This is a genomic window from Trichocoleus desertorum ATA4-8-CV12 (assembly GCA_019358975.1).
GTDB lineage: Bacteria > Cyanobacteriota > Cyanobacteriia > FACHB-46 > FACHB-46 > Trichocoleus > Trichocoleus desertorum_A.
In genome coordinates, this window is sequence record JAHHIL010000014.1 from 1 (window position 1) to 18,344 (window position 18,344).

Below are 18,344 nucleotides of genomic sequence, written 5' to 3' on the forward strand. Positions count from 1 at the left end.
TTGAGAGAGTTAATTCGAGAGTTCGTAAAACCCGATAGATAGTAGGGCAACTCCGCTTTACTCCATTGCCGCGACATCTCATCCCCACCTTGTAGAAGGATGGGGATTTCCCGTCTAGTTAGTTAAAAAAGGATGGCTGCTCATAAACAGAGGGGCCATCCTTTTGCAATCAAGTATCTTATCGGTGATTGAACCAGGTTTATCAGCTTATCTAAAACCTACAGCCGCTTGCCAAACAAAAGCGAGCAATAAGAAAAAGACTGGGATGATGGGTAAAACGTCCACTAGGGGATCGAAGATTGAGTAAGCTTCAGGCAGTTTTGCCAACAGCAGTGCCGCTTCCATGAATAACTCTACCTCTCCAACACAGATTTCAGAATTGGTACGTATCTTAACACGCTTTGCTGGGCGGCGCTGAGGTTACAACGATTTTGACTGGCGCTTCTAGGGGACCGAAGCAGGGGTTGAAGCAGGTGCTAACCAGTGAGCAAAATCCTCTGCAAAGGAGCCTTGTAAGAGCGAGGCGCGAATTTCTTGAGTAAAGCGAACTAACTCAGTGATGTTGTGAATGGATAGCAGGGTGTAAGCGAGAATTTCCCGCGATCGCAATAAATGACTGAGGTAGGCGCGAGTAAACTTTTGGCAGGTATAGCAAGGGCATGTGGCATCCAGGGGGGTAAAGTCTTCCCGAAACCGAGCGTTCTTGATGTTCCAGCGATCGCCTCGGACTAAAGCGCTGCCATGCCGAGCCAGACGGGTGGGAATGACACAATCAAACAAATCCATACCAGCCGCGATCGCCTGAGCCATTTCCCGGTAGGTGCCCACACCCATGAGATAGCGGGGTTTGTCTACAGGTAGCAAAGGCGTCGTTGCTTTAACAATTTGTTCAATTAGTTCAGGCGGTTCTCCGACACTCACCCCTCCGATCGCGTATCCAGGGAGATTTAGGGCGGCTAGAGAGCGAGCGGCTTCTGCCCGTAAATCCAAGTGAACCCCACCTTGTACAATCCCAAACAAGGCTTGATCGGGCCGCTGATGGGCCGTGATGCAGCGTTCTAACCAGCGATAGGTTCGAGCTGTGGCTTCGGCGATCGCTTCCCGAGTCGCTGGGTAAGGCGGGCATTCGTCGAAGGCCATGATTACATCCGCGCCCAGTTGATTTTGGATCTGAATCGATCGCTCTGGGGTCAGGTGAATAATTTGACCATCTTTGGGAGAGCGAAACTTCACGCCTGCCTCATCAATTTGGCGCATTTCGCTCAAGCTAAACACTTGAAAGCCACCAGAATCAGTCAGCATCGGGCCAGACCAACCCATAAATTGATGCAACCCTCCCGCCTGCGCCACAATCTCCTCACCTGGTTGCAGGTGTAGATGGTAGGTGTTGGCAAGTACCATCTGGGCACCAGTGGCTTGGAGCTGGTCTGGTGTGATGGTCTTAACATTCGCCAGCGTCCCCACTGGCATGAATCGAGGCGTTTCTACCACACCATGTGGCGTTGTAAACAGACCTGCTCTAGCCTGAGTGCGGCAGCATCGAGCCTGACATTGAAAGGTAAACTGAGCGCTCAAGACAAATTCAACCTAGAAAGTGAATAAATGCTCTCTGGCAAGGAGGGTGGAGGCTAAGAGCGGAATACAAGGGGATCAACCTTACAGCATAGACGATGAATTACACTGGAAGTGCTACCAATGCCAACTTCCCTCCCAAATCAGCTATCTTTTCTTGGCTGACTTTTGCTTCAGGGTGTTGCCATGATTGGGGTGAGATGGTCTAAGCTAACTGAAAACTCGTGTTCTTTATCTTAGGACTGTACTGTGCCTAACCGCTTTCCTCTGCTTCCTCTCCTAATCGCCCTTGGTTTGTGGAGTGTTGCTCAACCTGCCTCGGCGCAAGCAATGATTCCCCACACACTGCAATTGAACTCTAGTCAGCTAGAGCAGCAGGGCCTCAGTCTAGCACAGGAAGCAGCTCAGCTTGCTCAGTTTCAGCAATACGAAGTAGCGCTGTCTAGAGCGCAGTTGGCGTCTCAACTGGCTCCCAATAACTCGCAAGTCTGGTCATTGCTCGGCAGTTTGTATTTACAAGAAACTGAGCTAGATAAAGGCATTAAGTCACTAGAGCGGGCGCGATCGCTAGACTCTGAAAATAGTGCCATTCTATTTGCGCTGGGTTCAGCTTATTTCCAAAAATCCCAGTACGCTAGGGCGGCTGAGTACCTGCAAGCGGGCTTGAAGTTGAAGCCAGATACATCTGGAGCTTTATTTGATCTAGGCAATGCCTACTACATGCTGAAGCGTTATCAAGAAGCGATCGCCCAGTACGAAACTGCGGTGAAGCAAGAACCCAAGTTTTGGCCAGCCGTTAACAACATTGGCCTGATTCGATATGAGCAAGGCTCGGTAGATGCAGCTATTAAGCAATGGCAGACTGCGGTTGCGATTGATGCCAAAGCTGCTGAACCCCAGCTAGCCCTGGCAGTCGCGCTCTACAACAAAGGCGATCGCGAACAAGGATTAGTGTTGGGCGAAAAAGCAATTGACTTAGACAGTCGCTATGCTGACATGAAGTTTCTCAAGGAAAACCTCTGGGGCGATCGCCTGCTCACAGATGCCAAGAAGCTACTAGATACGCCGAGAATCCAAGCAACACTAGCTCGGAACCAGACCCAGCCAGCCCCTCAGCAGGCTCCCCAGTAGCTACAAGCAGGAAAAAGCAAAGCTATAACAAGCTAGGAGCAAAGCTCCAGGTAATATTCGTAGTCGCTAGGTGAACTCAGTTTGAGACGGCTCACATGAACTCGTTGCTGACCTGAGCTAGGTGGCCTTGCTAGTAAGCCTATCAATAGGAGCCAATCAGCTGAGTAGAGGCTCTCAGCCAGTCTGAGCCCATTGTTCAGCAAGACTTGCTACAATTTCCTTAGTAGTACATTTGTATAAAATTGGCAAAACCTGCTGCATGGTTCAACCTAAGCAGTTTCCACCTGCTTGCACAGGAGGATGCTGGAATTGGACCCAGCCTTGAAGCACTCTAGTCTTGAGGCAATAGAGCGGTAATTTGATCAACAAACTGTTGATGATCGACGACAGGCTTAGAAATATAGCCGTCAGCTCCACTCTGCTTCAAAAAAGTCTCGCGATCGCCCTGCATGGCATGAGCCGTAACTAGGATGATGGGGAGTTGAGCTGTCTGCGGATCTGCTTTCAGCATTTGCGTAATTTTGATGCCATCAACCGATTTGCCTTGATAAACACTTCGAGCCAAAGAAACATCCATCAGAATAATATCGGCTTCACCAGAGCGGGCAATTTGGATTACCTCTTCGACATTTTCCGTGTGTTTCACAGCTAGACCCCCACGTTTAGTCAAAATTTTGCCAAAAACGCGAGCGTTTACCAAATCATCCTCCACAATTAAAACGGTTTTCATCTTGGTTTCCTTAATCATGGCCCCACAATGCAGTAGTTTACCCTTCGGTCTGCCGATGCCACATCCCTCCGGTTTGATCCTACTCTGAGGGATGCTGTAAGTAGGGTCGTTTGAGGTATGCTGTGCCTCACTATTCTCAAGTTATCAAGATATTGGTTTGAAGTCAGGAACTAAGGAATAAAGCTCATGGCGAAACAGTTGAACCTGATCCAAAACGGACAGGTCATCCCCACTGCCCTGCATATAGAAATGCAACAGTCCTACCTGGAATACGCCATGAGTGTGATTGTCGGGCGGGCGTTGCCAGATGTGCGGGATGGCATGAAGCCAGTGCATCGGCGTATTTTGTATGCCATGCACGAACTGGGTCTTACCCCCGATCGCCCCTACCGGAAATGTGCTCGTGTGGTTGGGGATGTGTTGGGTAAATATCACCCCCACGGCGACCAAGCGGTTTATGACGCTTTAGTCAGGCTGGTGCAAGAATTTTCCAGTCGCTATCCGCTCTTGGCAGGGCATGGCAACTTTGGCTCGGTGGATGACGACCCTCCTGCCGCCATGCGTTACACCGAAACTCGGTTAGCGCAGATTGGCAATGAAGGCTTGCTGAGTGAAATTGGCGAAGCCACGGTTGATTTTATTGGCAACTTTGACAACTCGCAGCAAGAGCCTACCGTTCTACCAGCCCAGCTACCATTTTTGCTACTCAATGGCAGTTCTGGTATTGCTGTGGGCATGGCCACCAATATTCCTCCCCACAATTTAGGCGAAGTGGTCGATGGCTTGATCGCTTTAATCGATCGCCCACAGTTATCCGATGAGCAATTGCTAGAAATTATTCCTGGTCCCGATTTTCCGACCGGAGGAGAAATTGTCGGCAAAGAGGGGATTCGCGATGCCTACACCACGGGGCGAGGCAGTATTCCCATGCGAGGAATTGCCCAAGTTGAAGAAATTCCTGTGGGTAAGGGACGACAGCGCCGCACGGCAATTGTGATCACGGAGTTGCCCTATCAAGTCAACAAAGCGGGCTTGATTGAGAAGATGGCTGACTTGGTGAACCAAGGCCGCATTGAAGGAATTGCTGACATCCGGGATGAAAGCGATCGCGATGGCATGCGGATTGTGATTGAACTGAAGCGGGATGTGAGTCCGCAACTTGTGTTACATCACCTCTACAAGCAAACTCCGTTGCAGACTAACTTTGGGGCCATTTTGCTAGCCCTCGTCGATAGCCAACCCCGCCAGCTCACTCTCAAGCAACTGCTCCAGCATTTCCTCGACTTCCGCGAAGTCACCTTGACGCGGCAGTATACCAATGAGCTGAATCAAGCCCAGAGCCGCGCTCACTTAGTAGAAGGGTTATTAACTGCCTTATCCCACCTCGACCCTGTCATCGAGATTCTGCGCCATGCTCCGGATGGCACCACTGCCAAAATCAGCTTGCAAAACGAGCTGGATCTCAGCGATCGCCAAGCCGATGCCATTTTATCCATGCCAATGCGGCGCTTGACCGGACTGGAGCGACAGAACTTGCAGACCGAATATGAGGAACTCACCCACCGGATGCAAAGTTTGCAGCGGTTGTTGGGCGATCGCCATGAACTTCTGAAAGCTCTTAAAAAAGACCTCCGGGCATTGAAGAAAAAGCATGGAGATGTTCGCCGGACTCGCATCGCTGGCAGCATTTCAGTGACCACAGTCCCGGAAGAAGAGCTCCTAGCTGAGGCACCCAGCGCCGAAGAGGAGACAGTCTTGGAGCTAACTCAACGCGGTTATGTGCGGCGGTTGTCTGTAAAAGCTTTCCAGCGGCAAAATCGTGGCAAAAACGGTCACTCCACTCCGACAGCGCCAGCGGAAAATAGTGATGTAGTCAATCAGACCCTCTGGACTAACACCGCGCAAGAACTGCTCGTGTTTACCCGGAGTGGCAAAGCCTACACCATTAAGGTGGGCGATATTCCGGTTAGTACAGGACGCAATGCCAAGGGAACGCCTCTTGTCATCTTGTTGCCTAACGCCGTCCAAGGTGATCCAGAAACAATCAGTTCTCAACTCCTGATTCCAGAGAATGTGGAAGAACTGAGCTTGGTGATGCTGACTCGACAGGGGCGAGCTAAACGGGTACCGCTTTCAGAATTTACTAACCTGACCAGTCGGGGGTTAACTGCCCTAAAGCTAAAAGACGACGATGAATTGGTCTATGCTTGTCCAGCCTTTATTGGTCAGCAAATTGTCCTTGCAACTTCAGGAGGGCGATTGCTGCGATTTGAGGTAGATGAAGACCAATTACCGCTGATGGGACGAACCGCCCAAGGTAATCAGGCTTTACGTCTCCGCAAGCAAGAGAAACTAGTAGGCTGTGTCATTCTAGAAGCCGAAAGCAACCTCTTGCTAGTCTCGGAGCGGGGCTATGCTAAACGGATGCCTGTCACTGCTTTACGGTTGACCAATCGGGGTGAAATTGGCATTCAAGCGATTCAGTTTACCGCCAAGACCGATAACCTAGCAGGCATTACAGCGGCTTTGCCTGACACTGAGGTATTGTTATGGACGAATCAAAATCGTTTGGCCCGCTTGGCCGTAGAGACGGTGGCGATTCGCGGCAAGGATAGCGCAGGCGATCGCCTCTTCCCTCTTAACTCTGGGGAGAAAGTTGCCTTGATTACAGCGCTAGAAACCTCAACCAGTTCCTTGGAGACAGATTAGCGACAGATTCATACAGCTAGCAAGGCTAGAGACCGTGCAATCTGGAGATAAAGTCCAGTAAGCTAAATTTCAACGCTATGGATCGGAGCTATCGTGGCGCAGGTTGTTCTAGAAAATATCTATAAAAGTTTTGCCAATCGGCAGGGAGAAGGGACGAGCGTTCCTGCTCCAGCGGAGCCTTTACTCGTCAAGGGCATGGCACCTATGAGTGAAGCTGAATCCACTCCAGCGGCATCTGCTACACCGCCAACGCTGAGTGTGAGTGTGCTGCGGCGCATCAACCTGACTGTGAATGATGGCGAGTTTATGGTATTGGTAGGGCCGTCAGGTTGTGGCAAAAGCACCCTGCTCCGCTTAATCGCTGGCTTAGAAGATCTCACTGGCGGCAACATTTGGGTAGGCGATCGCTTAGTCAACGATTTGCCCCCCAAAGCGCGGGATATTGCGATGGTGTTTCAGAGCTATGCGCTATACCCGCACATGAGCGTCTATGACAACCTGGCTTTTGGCCTTAGACGCACCAAACTAGGCAACCCAGAATTAGCTCATCCAGAATTAACTAATCCAGAACCAATCAGAACCCGGAGAAATAGCAGGCAGCAAGGATTACCCGTTTGGGCTGAGAATCTGCTGGTCAGCTCCACGCGATCGCTCCCTAAAGGGCTACGTTACTGGTCAGATCGCGAACGCACGGTTGATGAGCGGGTGCGAACGGTCGCCCAAATGTTGCAGATTGAGGCACTTTTGCGCCGCTTGCCCAAACAACTTTCCGGTGGGCAAAAACAACGAGTGGCTTTGGGACGAGCCATGGCCCGCAATCCCCAAGTCTTTTTGATGGATGAGCCGCTATCTAACTTGGATGCCAAACTCCGCACAGAAACCCGTGCCCAAATTGTGAAACTACAGCGGCAACTGGGCACCACCACCATTTACGTTACGCACGACCAAGTGGAAGCGATGACGATGGGCGATCGCATTGCTGTGATGAATGCGGGGCAGATTCAACAAATTGCCTCACCGCTAGAGCTGTATAACCGACCCGTGAATCGCTTTGTGGCAGAGTTTATCGGCTCTCCTACCATGAACTTTCTACCCGTCCAGGTCAAAGCTCCGTTGCTAATTACCCATCCCCAGTTCCGCCTTACCTTGCCTGAAGTTTGGGCCACAACCTTGCAAAAATATGATGGGCGATCGCTCCTGCTAGGAATTCGGCCAGAGCATGTGAGTGTCAGTGTGCCCGCACCCAAGAATTTACCCGTACAAGTAGAACGAGTCGAAGCCCTGGGCAATGAAACCCAAGTGCTTGTACGTTTAGTGGGATCTGAAACTCCAGAATCAATCCTGCAAGCGCGAATTAGTCCTGACCAAGCGGTGCGCTTAGGCGAGGAAATGTGGTTGGCGATCGCGACTGAAAAAATTCACCTCTTTGAACCTGAAACAGGCCAGGCGATTTTTGCTAATCAGCGGAAATTTTAATCGGTTGTGTTGCTGTTGCTGTCTATTCCTTATGAAAGAGGCTTTTTGAGGCCAAACTGGTTTACATTTATTTACATGGTGTTACAGCCTGCTTAACAAATTACGGCCATAGGAAGAGAAACTGATGCAAAACACTACGAAAGTAACTCCTCCAACCCTAGACGATCGCAACGCTTGGCGGCTTGGCTTTACACCTCAAGCCGAAGTCTGGAACGGTCGCCTCGCCATGATTGGGTTTTTGGCAGCTGCTTTAATCGAGTTGACCTCTGGTCAAGGCTTCCTGCACTTCTGGGGTTTGATGTAGGTTAAAGGCAGTTGGGCTGTCGTCCTCTGCTTGATAGGGAGAGCGATCGCAACAAATCCATGTTGCACATAGCAAGATTTTTGGCTACATTGTTTTACATAAGTTTATAAGACTTTGTGTTAACTCTCTTGCTTAGCTAAACCTCACTGTTCGCTGAGTGATCTCTGTTAATCTCACACCTTTGGAGAGAAAACGATGCAAGACATCACCAAGACTACTACTCCTGTCATGGACGATCGCAACGCTTGGCGTTTTGGTTTTACGCCTCAAGCAGAAATTTGGAATGGCCGCCTTGCGATGCTAGGCTTCTTAGCCGCTACTTTAATTGAACTCTTCTCCAATGAAGGCTTTTTACATTTTTGGGGCCTAATGTAAACGCTTTAGGCGAATCGTTTTGTCAACCTCAAATTACCAAAGCACTGGAAGTTTCAAATTGAGCTTCCAGTTTTTTCATGTCTGCTTTTTCGAACCACAAAAAAAGCTCAATAGCAATTGTGCTACGAGCTTTTTTTGTTGGGGCACCCACAAGTGATGCCCTGCTTGTGCTGTAAAGCTTAGCGAATGTACTCTTTAAGCACGCTGTTGCGGTTGGGGTGGCGCAGTTTACGCAACGCTTTCGCCTCAATTTGACGAATCCGTTCCCGTGTGACGTTGAAGATTTGGCCGATTTCTTCTAGGGTCTTCATCCGTCCATCGTCTAGGCCGTAGCGTAGTCGCAGTACATCCCGTTCGCGAGGGCTGAGAGTACCCAAAACGCTTTCTAAATCTTCCCGCAGTAGATTCTTAGAGACTTGATCTTCAGGTGTTTCGCCATCGGATTCAATAAAGTCACCCAAGCGAGAATCTTCTTCTTTACCAATGGGAGTTTCTAAGGAAATTGGTAATTGGGCAGACTTGGCAATAAACCGTAGCTTCTCGATGGTCATTTCCATGCGAGTCGCAATCTCTTCCTCGGTGGGCTTACGACCCATTTCTTGAGAGAGCAGCTTTGTGGTTTTCTTAATCCGAGAAATGGTTTCGTACAAGTGGACTGGTAGGCGAATCGTCCGAGATTGATCCGCGATCGCCCGTGTAATTGCCTGACGAATCCACCAAGTTGCGTAGGTCGAGAACTTGTAACCCTTTTCGTGATCAAATTTCTCGGCAGCTCGGATCAAACCTAAGCTACCTTCCTGAATCAAGTCCTGAAACGAAAGGCCCCGATTCATGTACTTCTTGGCAATGGAAACCACCAAGCGCAGGTTAGACTGCACCATTTTCTCTTTAGCCCGCCGACCCAAATGGAGGCGAGAGCGGAAAGCTTGCAGCCCCATATTGACTTCGCTCGCCCACTCACCATCATGAGGTTCGCGCTCAAGCTTATCGGAGAGCCGTTCGCGAATGCGTTCTAGTTCCAATAAATCCGCAATTTTCCGCGCTAGCTCAATTTCTTCATCTGCCCGGAGGAGTCGAATGCGGCCAATCTCTTGAAGATAAAGACGGATTGAGTCTTCGGTGTAATGCTTCTTTTTAGCTTGAGCGCGTCGTCGGGTAGCCCGACCCTTGGCAGACTTACCATCTCCTTCATCCGGTTGCACATCTAGAGAGTCATCATCTTCTTCTTCAGGTAAGAAGTCATCCAGCTCACCATCAGGCTGTTCGTCAGAAGCGTCGCGAAGCGATTCGATGGTTTCGAGTACGTTATGGGCCTGGGTCATGCCGCGTTCCTCATGCTCCTTATATGTAGAGAATCAAAAAAGTTGAGACCATTCAAGGTCTAAAGGATTGAAAAACTTGCTTGAACAAATCTCAAACAAGTTGCTTAGGTGATCATGCCGTCGAGCACGCGACGCTCATCTAGCTTTGGTATCGCCTTCCCTACAACAGCATTCACCTCAACAAGCTAACAGAGATAAAGATCTCTATCCATCATTGGTAACATGCTTTTTCAGAAGATAACCCTCTGAAGTTAGAGAATTTGGTCATAAATTTGCGAAATACTCCAATTGCTAATTGTTAGCAACGCAAAAACTGACCCCATCCCCAAACATACGATGTTTAGTTGAGGCTCTGCCAAGGTATCGGTGAGTACTGAAATTTTGAATGTCTCTCCGATTGTAGCTTTTCTCACAAAAGTTGCATCCTTTTCCTTGCCATAACTTACGAGGTGAAAGTTAGCAGGATATGCACAGTCAGCATGATGCAACCATGAGGAAGTTTGATTTTCATCGACTACACTCGTGAAGAATCCATGAGCTTTTGATGATAGCGTAAACATCACAAAGAAGTAGAACTCAGGCAAACATTTCATGCAATAGCGGGTTGACAATAACGCTAGCAAGCTCGGAATGTGACTTCCGGACCAGTGAAGCTGTGAAAGTCAGTAATTTTGACAGGGTCGTTCAGCTCCCTCGTTTTAGAATGATGAGTTTTTCATCAAGAGAAGTACCAAACCGAGAAATGTTTCGGAGAGCCTTTAGTGTGCAGCTTAATGAGCGCCAACGGCAACATTGAGATGTGTGAAATTAGCCGCAAAGGCGATCGCCCTTGCCGTAGGTTAGCTCAAAAGTCTCCAACTGTGCGGCATTGGCTGATAACTCATCAACGGCTGATTCAACTTACCCACCCTAGCTCAGCGAACCTACAGCTAAATCAGGATTATTTCGAGAGGAGATTAAAAGATCTAAATTGCTTTACTCAGATAATCAAATTTTTTCCATTAAAGCTTATGGAGCTAGTAGCTAGTTTCCTCAGGTTGAGGAGGCTCAAAAGGCTCTACTAATGAGAACGGGGGCATGTTAGGTAAGTCTGAAATTCCTGAGTTTGCCAACATGGTTTTGATGGCAGGATCACGCAGGCTGATCCAGAGGCTGCAAGTATTGATGCCAGAACTGATCACAATCGAAGTGCCTTGCTGGGAGAGTTTGCAGCCAAAGTGGTAGAGCTGAGGACGATAGCGTAGCTCTAAGGTTTGCAGGCGGCAAAACAACTCTCCTTGATAGGACAACCCATCTTGCACCTTGTTATCAAACCAAAACTTGAAAATAAGAATTTTTCTCTCATCTATAACGAAAGGTAACACTTGATGTACCTGCCAGAGAGTTGCTTGATTTTAGATTCAGTAACCTTCAGTCATAAATGAGGAAATTGCTGAGGCTCCGCAGAGCCTTGCTTCCTGATCTCTTAAGCGAGAGGGTGCAAAAATCTAGAAGACTAGAAGATTGTGGAGTTATTTAATTTTGAGTTGAACTGAAATTGTGCAGTCTGCTATAGCACCCTAAAACCTAGCTTAGGAATGAAAATCAAATCCACAAGTTGGAAAGAGAATCAAATCATGCAACCCTGATGATTATTTATTTTAGTGTTGGCTTTGCATCTGCCAAAGTTGATCGACTGTGACAAAGTGATAGCCGAGTTGTAGAAGGCGAGGAATCAACCCAGCGACGGTGGCTGCCACATCAGCTCCTCCAAAATAGCCGTCATGTAAAACAATCAGCGAACCCTGCTGCACTTGTTTGAGCACCCGCTGCGTCACAACGGAAATGCCAGGTCGCTCCCAGTCTTCAGGCACAACGCTCCACATCACAGGGCGGTAACCCCAGTTTTTTAGCAGGCTTAAGGTTTGAGGGGTAAATAAGCCGTTAGGTGGCCGAACATCGATCATGTGCTGCTGTACGTAAGCCAACTCTAAGTGACAGGCTTGGGCGATCGCGCTTTGAGTTTGCTCTAGGCTTTGTTTGAGCGCAGTAGGGGTGAGTTTAGGAAAAGCCCGATGGTCGTAGCCATGCAAGCCAATCCAGTAACCTTGTTCATAAACGCTTTGAGCGACAGTGGGAGCTTGATTCACACAAGCACCAAGCCAAAAGAAGCTAGCCGGAATCTTGTAAGTATTTAAAACTTCTAAAAGTCTAGGAGTGTGCTCTGGGTGAGGCCCATCATCAAATGTGAGGGCGATCGCGGGTGAGCTGCAATGACCGCTCCAGAGACAGCCCGGAAAAGCAGGCTTGAGAAGCTGATATAAGACTGGATAGAGGGGAGCGAGTTGCATGACTGATGGGATTCGCCTTAGATGGATCTAACTCAGTTGCTGAAGCTCAGTTGCCTAGGTTTAGCTGCCTACTAGTTGCCCAAGTGAGCGTCAACTGCCTCGATCTTACTGAACTTCAACTTCCGACTAAGCAACTGCGCCGCACTTTAGCCGATTGCACTAACGAAGAAAGAATGTCGCCACTGATCGGTTTGACTAAAAAACCATCGAATCCAGGGTTTTCTTCCTGTGGCAACCAACTAGGGGCATGACAATCGGTTAGGGCCACAATGGTCGTATTGCTAGTCCGGGTCATGCTGCGTAAATGATGAACCAAGCCCCCTGACCAAGCATGGCGATCGCCTGACAAAATTACTAGATAAGGTAGTTCTTGATTCGCTTGAGCCATTGCTTGTGCTTCTGAGCCAGCTACACTGACAGCACAGCAGAGTCGGCCTAATAGCGACTTTAATATCTCTAAATCATCTGATTGTTGGCTCAGAACCAACACATAACTCGAAAGTGACTGCATAAATAACCCAGCACGCTATCTGCCACTATATCTGTAGAGAAATCCTTATTTCATGGCCTTTGAACTGCTGGAATCTCTTGCCTAATTATCTTCTGGTTGTTTGTGAGGTAAATGTGGCTTTTCACTTTCTTCAGCTTTGAGCCACCAAGTTAACACTGGCAATATTGCTAAAGATTAAGGTCTGCTTAAATAAATTAGGTTGTTTGTAGCAAGCTGCTAACTGGGAACAGCCTCATATTCAGAATACTAAGATTTGTCTTGGCCTGACTCTGAATATATTTAATGCCCTTAGGAAAGATTGTTGTTTTTGTTTTTGACCACCAAAGCCCTTGAAATCAATACTTTCAGGGTTTAGATAAAAGAGTTTTCCGGATGAAGGCGGAAAAGTTTAAATTAAATTAAAGGAAGTCAATCCTTGAGACAGCTTTTGTTTTAGCCAAGTATTCGTAAAGATTTGGTGACACTGGCGATACCAAATAATTAAGAAATAGTTTTAAGGCCAACCCCTCCATATAGATTATGGATTCCTTTCTTAAGGAGAGATGATAAATCCTGTTAGTAGAAAGCTTGGAATCTAAGTGGAAGCCGCTATTTATTTTCTCTTGCCTTACTAAAAAACGAAATTAAATAAAAAAGGATTGAGCGGAAAAGTTAATCCTTTCTGTACTTGTTTTGTGGGAAATTAACTTGGTCGTTAATGGGTAGAGAGAAAATCTGTATTTTTAGTTTAATAAATTTTATGCCGCATTCCCTAAAAACTTCTATGAGACTTTTGTCGCCAAGCCTAAAAAATTCTAGTTGCATGGATGTAACTGAGCGATTCAAGTGCAAGCGATCGCATCAATGGCCAAGAATTCGCTGCATCTTTATGGGGCTTGGACTGGCGATCGCGCTGGCAGGGTGCGAAACTCTAACTGCCAGCCAATATGAAGCGACCGCTCGCACCACCTATACCTGGCAGGTAGAATACTCTACCAACCCAGGCCGTGATCAAGCGACTCGTACCGAAGCCTTTTCGACGACTTCTCTGCTCAATCGCAACGGCAATCGACCCGAAGGTGCAGTCACAGGGCCAGACGATCGGGGACTATGGTGGCCTGCTTTACCGCCTCGCCCTACCGTAGATGAAATGGAGCAACGACAGCGTACCTACGAGAAAATCAGCACTCCCCAGATCCTCAAAACTGTGGAGTATCAAATTACTTATCAGAGTGGCGATCGCGCAACCACCGCCGCCGCCAACTATGACGTATACCGAACCGTCGTAAAGGCATTACCAAACAACACACCCCTAGAGCTGACTTTGGGGGTAGATGAGCAATCTGTCACTAAGGCTGAGCCACAATAACTAACTAGCTATGGCGCTAAGCGAGCTTTCTTTAATCGGTTGGTTTCATACCAGTCAGCGATCGCGGGCACCCAAGCCTGGAAGTGCGGCCAGATTAGCTCACATAGCTTTTGGGCTTCCAGTTGAGCATCTGCTTTCCATCTGAGGTCGATCAAATGCATCAGCGATCGCACGTTGGCTGACATGACCCAATGCTGCCGTACATCAAAGGGAATTAAGCTGCGGGCATGTTCCTCAGAAAAGCCTTGGTCAATCCGGAGTTTGTAGCGTTCGCAACCCGCAAAACACCATTCCAGATCTTGCCTTCTCAGTTCTTCGGTGTATTCGTAGCGCTTGCCTTGGCGATCGGTGTAAAAACCAACGGGGCGTAGATAGAAGACATCTTCCACATCTCGCTTTCCCTCCACCACATCAATAATGCGCTGCCCTGTGTAACGGAAAGAGTTGTGTACTACTACGCCATTTGCTACAAAGTTATGCCAACGACCAGCCACTTCAATGTCATAGGTTTGCTGCCGTCCTAGGTACTTAACCTGAACCACTTTCATCGGATGAGCTTTGAGCTTTCGACCTTGGGGTTTTGGCTTAGGAAGTAACTCGGTAATCGGCATAAGGTTTTGCGCGAACTCTAGTTTTGGCCTCTCACCGACGACAACTCCATTTGTCATCAAATGGCAATCTTGTTTGAAGGATAAGACTTCACCATCAGCATTGGTTAGGAGTTCCAGCGCTTCACCCATGCGACTCCAACCCTCGGCAGTAAATAGCTGGTGGTTTTCGGTGCAGTCGAGGGTGCGACCGTCTTCAAGGGTGAGGCGATAAACTGGCTGCATGCCTTGATTGAAAATGTGCTGGATATGGCTGGTCTCGAAGATGCCAGTTTCTTCATTCAAGACCCGCAGCGACATTTTCTTCAAACGATTTTTGCAATCACGGCGATACTCTCCCGGCGGTTCACCGTTACGTCCTCGAACATTTCTAGTTCTGACGGCTTTTTCACCATTGGCCCAGAGGTCATAGAGGTCAGCAATTCTAATTTTGCGGAGGCTACCCGATGCTTTGACGAAGGTAATTTCTGTATCCCCCGCAAGACATTGAACATCAAAGCTCACGCCGACCCTGTGAGTTCGGATTTGCTGCATGGTGGAGTGAGGGAACCAGCCGCAGTTGAGGATAATTTGTGGATGTTCTAGCGGGCCGTAGTGTCCCCGATTGCCCGCCAGGAGGTTCTTGGTGATTAACTCGCCACATTTAGCTTCATCGGGCCAGCGATCGCGCTCTCCATAGACCCAGGCTTCGCTGTAGTCCTGGTGCATGGCTAAATAAATCGCCTGTTGGGGATTTGAGGTTGCCCTCAGGACTTCAACCTGGAATCTCTGCATGACCGCCCATCTCTAAAAATCACGGGAACTGATCATAACTTCTTTTCTGACTTCCTTCTCACCTCCCTCTCGGGCCAAGAAATTGGTAAGAATGCAATATTGCGGTTGAATTCAGCGAAAATTGAAACATTCCTAGCACACTTGCTGCCAAAACAATTTCTTCAGCCTGGAAAGTCAATGACAATCACAATTTCGCTCAAGCCTGAACATTTCAACAGTTTAGATGTATCGCCCGTGCAAACTGTGATTGAGAAGTTAATTAGAGAAGGGGCGATCGCGGCTTCTGAACAGAAGATCACCTTTGAAATTGAATATCCGCGTGAGCCTGAAGACCCAAGAGAGTTGCCCGAAATTCCTGAGATCCGCCTGTGGTTTGTGCGACTAGATGCGGCTTATCCTTGGTTGCCCTTTTTGCTCGACTGGAAAGCGGGGGAACTGGCTCGTTATACAGCCATGCAAGTGCCACATCAGTTTCATCGGGTGGAAGGGATTCAATACAACCCAGAGGCTTTGGAGTTGTTCGTGATGAAAAAAGTGTTTGTCTTGGCGGATTGGCTGAAGCAGTATGGTATCCCCAGCAAAGCTCGTGTCAAGTCAATGGCTCAGATGTTTGGCTATGAACTGGATGATGAATTTTTCAACCTAGTGGTTTCGTAGTGACAAAATCCAATCAACAGCAGCAGGGAGATCTGCGGCAATGTAGTCGGGGCGGGTGTGATGTTGGTATTCGCCACCTAAGACGCGATCGCCAAATCCAGTCTGAACTAATATCCCGGTGCAGCCTGCATTGTGAGCCATGTCGATATCAGTCGCTTTATCTCCGACCATAAAACTTTGGCTGATATCGAGGTCATGCTCCCAGGCCGCAGCAATCAGCATGCCTGTATTGGGTTTACGCCAAGTGCTCCAGCGAGTCAAATCGGGATTAATACCACCCTCCGGAGGACTTAATGTGGGGCAAAAGTACAGTGCATCCAAGTAGGCACCTGCTGCTTGGTTCAAGAGAGAGCATAGCCTTCGGTGTAAGGCTTCAACATGGCTAATTGGATAGTAGTTGCGGGCTGGCCCCGATTGGTTAGATACCAAGCAGCAAAACAAGCCTTGGTCATTCAACCGCCGCACTGCCTGAGCCACACCGGGCATTAAATGCAAGTCTTCAACCTGGTGAATGTAGCCAGCCTCAACATTGAGGACACCGTCACGATCCAAAAAGACCGCAATTTTACCTCCTGCCCCCTTCATCCGGTTTCTAATTGCCCCAAACTTTCTTGAGCACCGTTTCTGGCGTAATGTCCGCCATCTTGTCAGTAGGAGATTTGATCCCTACAAAGCGAGTTTCGCCTGAACCATCGGCTTGGGGAAGAAGTTTATTAGGATCGGTAGGCCCAAACAAGGCTAGGGTGAAGGTTTTGACGGCAACCGCGAGATGCATGGGGGCACTGTCGGTGCAGAGCATCAAGTTAGCTCCCGCAATCGTAGCTGCGAGCTTGCCAATGTCACTGGGTTTGGTCACTTTGACATCTGGGGCCGCTTCTTGTAGTTCAGTGACAAACTCCGCATCATCTGGCCCTTGAACCACCACAATGGGGAGATTCGGTTGACGCTGCCGGAAATCTTGAATAATTTTTTGCCAGTTTTGCACCGGATAAATTTTATCAATACCTTTGGCCTTAGACAGGTTGCTCGATCCACCGTGGATCAGGACATAACCACTTTCTTGAATGCCTAAGCGTTTTTGTTCTGCTTCGGCCCATTCGATATCTTTTTTAGGAACGTTAATTGTGATTTCTGGGCAGGGGGTAGAAATCCCAAGACCTTGCAGGAGGTCATGGTACATTTGCGCCGCGTACTGTTCTTGCTTCAGGGGGACTGGTTGAGTCAGGAAGCGTTCACCGCCTGCCGCATAACCAACTCGCGTAGGGATGCCCGTGAGCCAGAGGACCAGTCCGATCGCCCAACGTTGCCCTAAGGACAAGACAGTATCGTACTCACGATCGCGAATAATACCTAGGAGATTGCCCCAGTCTGCCAAGCTATTGTTTTGTTTAAAGTCGAAGGGAATGGTGTCGTGAACAGACTTACAGACTCTGTAAGCATCTTTGGCTCGCGGTTCTACGACGATATCAATTTGGGCATCGGGGTATGCCCGTTTTAGGTCATCAAGGGTCGGGAAGAACAGAAGTTGATCGCCGATCCCACCAGGGACAAGGGCCAGTACTCGCATTATTTAGAAGAGTTTAAGTTGACTGACGCTCCCTATTTTAGGTGAAGATATACCTAGCAAAACAATCCTTCTAAAGGAGTCAGTCTCCAAAACACCAATGGGACTGATGATTTTGGGTTAATTCTTAAAAAACACTGCAATTATTCCAAGCATGGTCAGTGCATGGGTCACTTAGTCATGAGCAAGTTAGGGGAGTAGCGTGTACTTATTAATTCCAGCCGCCGGAATGGGTCGTCGCATGGGTAGCGATCGCAATAAATTGTTGTTGACCCTCCTAGAAAAACCTTTGCTCGCTTGGACACTGTTGGCGGCTGAAGCGTCTCGACACATCCAATGGATTGGCATTGTCGGCCAGCCAGAAGATTGGCCTGAGTTCAAAGAAATCATGGCCAGCGTTTCTCTTTCTAAATCCGTCGAGCTGATTCAAGGTGGATCGACCCGCCAAGAATCAGTTTATAACGGCCTGCAAGCACTACCTCCAGAAGCCGATCGCGTGCTGATTCATGATGGAGCCCGATGTCTAGCTACCCCAGAACTGCTCGATCGCTGTGCCGAGGCATTGTTCGAGTGCTCCGGGCTGATTGCAGCGGTGCCCGTCAAAGATACGATCAAGGTCGTAGAGCCAGGAACCCACTGGATCAATAGCACACCCGATCGCCAATTTCTGTGGGCCGCTCAAACTCCTCAAGGCTTTGATGTCGCTCAGCTGAAGCAGTGTCACGAAACAGGGCGATCGCAAGGCTGGGAAGTGACCGATGACGCAGCGTTGTTTGAAAAATGCAACCTGCCCGTCCGAATCGTGCCCGGAGAAGAAACCAATCTGAAGGTGACAACCCCAGTGGATTTAGCGATCGCAGAATTCATCCTCCGACAACGCTTAAATTTTCTGTAGAATTAGGGGCTGTTTGAGCGGCCAATATTCTCTTAATC

Annotated in this window: 18 protein-coding genes; 8 read left to right on the top strand and 10 right to left on the bottom strand. The window is 48.6% G+C overall.

The window, feature by feature from the left end; translation table 11 throughout:
• Positions 1–207: 207 nt before the first annotated feature.
• Together KME12_12505 and tgt are read right to left on the bottom strand one after the other, a co-directional pair.
• Positions 208–345, bottom strand: a complete 138-nt coding sequence (locus KME12_12505; protein MBW4488601.1) for a photosystem II reaction center protein K — start codon at positions 343–345, stop codon at positions 208–210.
• Between the two features lie 99 nt (positions 346–444).
• Complete coding sequence (tgt, locus tag KME12_12510) at positions 445–1,575, bottom strand: tRNA guanosine(34) transglycosylase Tgt (protein MBW4488602.1); 1,131 nt, start codon at positions 1,573–1,575, stop codon at positions 445–447.
• Positions 1,576–1,902: 327 nt separating this feature from the next.
• Between tgt and KME12_12515 the strand changes: the two genes are divergently transcribed.
• The gene (locus KME12_12515) at positions 1,903–2,703 is read left to right on the top strand and encodes a tetratricopeptide repeat protein (GenBank protein MBW4488603.1); all 801 of its coding nucleotides are present in this window, start codon (positions 1,903–1,905) and stop codon (positions 2,701–2,703) included.
• Between the two features lie 331 nt (positions 2,704–3,034).
• Here KME12_12515 and KME12_12520 read toward each other — a convergent pair whose 3' ends face one another.
• Positions 3,035–3,433 (bottom strand): response regulator, encoded by a 399-nt coding sequence (locus KME12_12520; protein MBW4488604.1) that lies wholly within the window; start codon positions 3,431–3,433, stop codon positions 3,035–3,037.
• A 186-nt stretch (positions 3,434–3,619) separates the two neighbouring features.
• Between KME12_12520 and gyrA the strand changes: the two genes are divergently transcribed.
• The 4 genes from gyrA to KME12_12540 all read left to right on the top strand — a co-directional run bounded on the left by gyrA (position 3,620) and on the right by KME12_12540 (position 8,297).
• Complete coding sequence (gene gyrA / locus KME12_12525) at positions 3,620–6,142, top strand: DNA gyrase subunit A (protein MBW4488605.1); 2,523 nt, start codon at positions 3,620–3,622, stop codon at positions 6,140–6,142.
• A gap of 204 nt (positions 6,143–6,346) precedes the next feature.
• Positions 6,347–7,618, top strand: a complete 1,272-nt coding sequence (locus tag KME12_12530) for an ABC transporter ATP-binding protein (protein ID MBW4488606.1) — start codon at positions 6,347–6,349, stop codon at positions 7,616–7,618.
• Positions 7,619–7,742: 124 nt separating this feature from the next.
• Positions 7,743–7,922 carry a high light inducible protein gene (locus tag KME12_12535; GenBank protein MBW4488607.1) on the top strand — a complete coding sequence of 60 codons (180 nt, stop codon included), beginning with the start codon at positions 7,743–7,745 and terminating at the stop codon, positions 7,920–7,922.
• Between the two features lie 195 nt (positions 7,923–8,117).
• Positions 8,118–8,297 (top strand): high light inducible protein, encoded by a 180-nt coding sequence (locus tag KME12_12540; GenBank protein MBW4488608.1) that lies wholly within the window; start codon positions 8,118–8,120, stop codon positions 8,295–8,297.
• Positions 8,298–8,476: 179 nt separating this feature from the next.
• Here KME12_12540 and rpoD read toward each other — a convergent pair whose 3' ends face one another.
• From rpoD to KME12_12560, 4 genes are all read right to left on the bottom strand, one after another.
• Entirely contained in the window at positions 8,477–9,619 is a 1,143-nt protein-coding gene (gene rpoD, locus KME12_12545; protein MBW4488609.1) for an RNA polymerase sigma factor RpoD, read from the bottom strand.
• A gap of 1,016 nt (positions 9,620–10,635) precedes the next feature.
• Complete coding sequence (locus tag KME12_12550; GenBank protein MBW4488610.1) at positions 10,636–10,920, bottom strand: hypothetical protein; 285 nt, start codon at positions 10,918–10,920, stop codon at positions 10,636–10,638.
• Positions 10,921–11,259: 339 nt separating this feature from the next.
• Positions 11,260–11,949 (bottom strand): polysaccharide deacetylase family protein, encoded by a 690-nt coding sequence (locus KME12_12555; GenBank protein MBW4488611.1) that lies wholly within the window; start codon positions 11,947–11,949, stop codon positions 11,260–11,262.
• Between the two features lie 115 nt (positions 11,950–12,064).
• Positions 12,065–12,460, bottom strand: a complete 396-nt coding sequence (locus tag KME12_12560; GenBank protein MBW4488612.1) for a hypothetical protein — start codon at positions 12,458–12,460, stop codon at positions 12,065–12,067.
• Positions 12,461–13,262: 802 nt separating this feature from the next.
• Here KME12_12560 and KME12_12565 point away from each other — a divergent pair.
• The gene (locus KME12_12565) at positions 13,263–13,808 is read left to right on the top strand and encodes a hypothetical protein (GenBank protein MBW4488613.1); all 546 of its coding nucleotides are present in this window, start codon (positions 13,263–13,265) and stop codon (positions 13,806–13,808) included.
• Between the two features lie 8 nt (positions 13,809–13,816).
• Here the strand turns inward: KME12_12565 and thyX are convergent, their stop codons facing one another.
• Complete coding sequence (thyX, locus tag KME12_12570; GenBank protein ID MBW4488614.1) at positions 13,817–15,190, bottom strand: FAD-dependent thymidylate synthase; 1,374 nt, start codon at positions 15,188–15,190, stop codon at positions 13,817–13,819.
• 177 nt (positions 15,191–15,367) lie between these two features.
• Here thyX and KME12_12575 point away from each other — a divergent pair, with 177 nt between their 5' ends.
• Positions 15,368–15,847 carry a CRR6 family NdhI maturation factor gene (locus tag KME12_12575; GenBank protein ID MBW4488615.1) on the top strand — a complete coding sequence of 160 codons (480 nt, stop codon included), beginning with the start codon at positions 15,368–15,370 and terminating at the stop codon, positions 15,845–15,847.
• Here KME12_12575 and KME12_12580 read toward each other — a convergent pair.
• Complete coding sequence (locus KME12_12580; GenBank protein MBW4488616.1) at positions 15,833–16,432, bottom strand: HAD family hydrolase; 600 nt, start codon at positions 16,430–16,432, stop codon at positions 15,833–15,835. The two genes, KME12_12575 and KME12_12580, sit on opposite strands and share 15 nt — an antisense overlap.
• A gap of 7 nt (positions 16,433–16,439) precedes the next feature.
• A complete protein-coding gene (locus KME12_12585; GenBank protein MBW4488617.1) occupies positions 16,440–17,414 on the bottom strand; it encodes a glycosyltransferase family 9 protein in 975 nt (324 codons plus the stop codon).
• Between the two features lie 199 nt (positions 17,415–17,613).
• Between KME12_12585 and ispD the strand changes: the two genes are divergently transcribed.
• Positions 17,614–18,306, top strand: coding sequence for a 2-C-methyl-D-erythritol 4-phosphate cytidylyltransferase (ispD, locus tag KME12_12590; protein MBW4488618.1), 693 nt, complete (start codon positions 17,614–17,616; stop codon positions 18,304–18,306).
• The last annotated feature ends 38 nt before the right edge of the window (positions 18,307–18,344 follow it).